The sequence below is a fragment of the Sphingomonas sp. RB1R13 genome, assembly GCF_036663775.1.
Taxonomy (GTDB): Bacteria; Pseudomonadota; Alphaproteobacteria; order Sphingomonadales; family Sphingomonadaceae; genus Sphingomicrobium.
Map to the genome: position 1 here is coordinate 1 of NZ_JAXOJM010000010.1, position 1,944 is coordinate 1,944.

3 protein-coding genes are annotated in these 1,944 nt (G+C 64.9%); 2 read left to right on the forward strand and 1 reads right to left on the reverse strand.

Annotated elements, in window-relative coordinates; genetic code table 11:
• A partial coding sequence (locus tag U1700_RS14325) for an IclR family transcriptional regulator domain-containing protein (protein WP_332753369.1) occupies window positions 1-354 on the forward strand: 354 nt, incomplete at its 5' end.
• Window positions 355-379: 25 nt separating this feature from the next.
• Here U1700_RS14325 and U1700_RS14330 read toward each other — a convergent pair.
• Window positions 380-1,323 (reverse strand): IS630 family transposase gene (locus tag U1700_RS14330; protein ID WP_332753370.1). Its coding sequence is split into 2 segments (ribosomal slippage): window positions 380-987 and window positions 987-1,323, totalling 945 coding nucleotides; the frame shifts between segments, so codons are not numbered across the junction.
• 375 nt (window positions 1,324-1,698) lie between these two features.
• Between U1700_RS14330 and U1700_RS14335 the strand changes: the two genes are divergently transcribed.
• Window positions 1,699-1,944, forward strand: a 246-nt coding sequence (locus U1700_RS14335; RefSeq protein WP_332753371.1) for a hypothetical protein, incomplete at its 3' end; no start/stop codon positions are given.

Here is a 1,944-nt window from a genome sequence, read left to right on the forward strand (position 1 = left end):
GCCGCGCCTGCGCAACGGGTGCGCATCCTGGACCGGGCGGAGGCGGCGCAGGGCCAGGCCATCGACCGTGTGGCATTGGCCGAGGAGTTGGAACGGGTCCGCGCTCAGGGGCACGGCCTGCGCGAAAGCCCGATCACGCGCGGCGTCACCGACCTCAGCGCGCCCATCTTCGGCTTTGGCGGCGACTGCATGGCGGCGCTGACCATCCCGTTCCTGGAGACGATCGACGGATCGCAGACATGCTCGATCCCCCAGGCGCGGCAAATCCTGATCGAGACGACGGCCCGCATTTCGCAGGCGCTGGGCTATCGCGGCGACGATGCGGACGGCGCGCCGCACGTATCGCGTGGATAAGAGGCTGTTTTAGAGTCTGATCCATCTAAGCTGAAGCGTAACCGCTATTGCGGAGGTAGTTGGCACATTCGAGAGGTGGGAAGGCGTCGAGTAGCGAGCCGATCTGCTTCCATGTGGCCTCGACCGACCGGGTGTTTGCCTTGCGAAGCAGCGTCTTGAGCTTGGCAAAGACCTGCTCGATGGGATTGAGGTCGGGGGAGTAGGGCGGCAGGAAGAGGAGCCTGGCGCCGACGGAGCGGATGAGCTGGCGAACGGCCTTGCTCTTGTGACTGCCCAGATTGTCCATGACGACGATGTCGCCGCTCGAGAGGGTGGGCAGCAGGAACTGCTCGACATAAGCGGTGAAACTCTCGCCGTTGATGGGGCCATCGAGCACGAGCGGCGCGTCGATACGATCATGCCGGAGCGCGGCCAGAAAGGTGAGCGTGCGCCAATGGCCGTGCGGCACCTTGTCGACCAGCGGCTGACCACGGGCACACCAGCCGCGCAACCGCGTCATGTTGGTCTTGGCCCAGGTTTCGTCGATGAAGACGAGGCGCCGCGGATCGATCCGGCCCTGATACTTGCGCCATTGCGTGCGGCGCCTGGCGATCGCTGGCCGATCCTGCTCGCGGGCGATCAGCGTCTTTTTTTGAACGTGATCCCCGCCTCGCGCACGATCCGCCACACCGACCCGTAGCTCGTCACCACGCCCCGTTCACCCAACTCCGCCACCAAGCCGCGTAACGTCACGTCCGGCTTGGTCGCCAGTCGCTCCATCAACCACTCACGCTCGGCGGCCAGCGAACGGGGCTGCTTGCGTCCCAGCGGCCGGGCCGCGGCGCTGCCCGTCGCCCGATGGCGTTGCGACCATTTCACCGCACTCGCCACGCTGACGCCGAACAGTTCCGCGGTTGCCCGGCACGACCGGCCACCCAGAACCGATGCTGCTACTCGCTCACGCAGATCATCCGAATAGGCTCGACCCATAGCTGCCGACCTCCAAACGGCAGACAGCTTGAATCAGAAGCGCACCGCTTTGGGAATCCTCAATCGATTCCGCTCAGATGACTCAGACTCTAGATCCTCCCCTGTAAGGGGAGGTGGCAGGCCGAAGGCCTGACGGAGGGGTGTCACCCTCTCGATAGCGGGACACCCCTCCGTCACGCTACGCGCGCCACCTCCCCGTGCAGGGGAGGAATCAAGCGGTTCGGATCATCTCTTGCTATCCCCGCATCATTCTGATGACTTTCTGACCCCTTTCGCCCGTTTCACACAGACGTCATCAATTTTACGCCAAGCTGACACCGACCGATCCTAACGCCCCCGCCGAACCGGCAAGACAGCCGATGGGGGAATCACAACATGCTGACGTTTCGTAGCCTGCTGAAGGCATCGGTTTCGCTTATTCTCGTGACCGGCCCGCTGGCCGCCCACGCGCAGGAGGCAAGCTCCGCCGCCGCCGCTGCGCCGCAAGCCGCGCAGGCAGGTGACGCGGGCACCGAGGGCGAAGATATCGTCGTCAACGGCACCTATGCGCGCAGCCTGGCGGCGGGCATCGAGACCAAGCGCCGTGCCGCCTACGGCGTCGATTCCATCAGCTCGACCGAT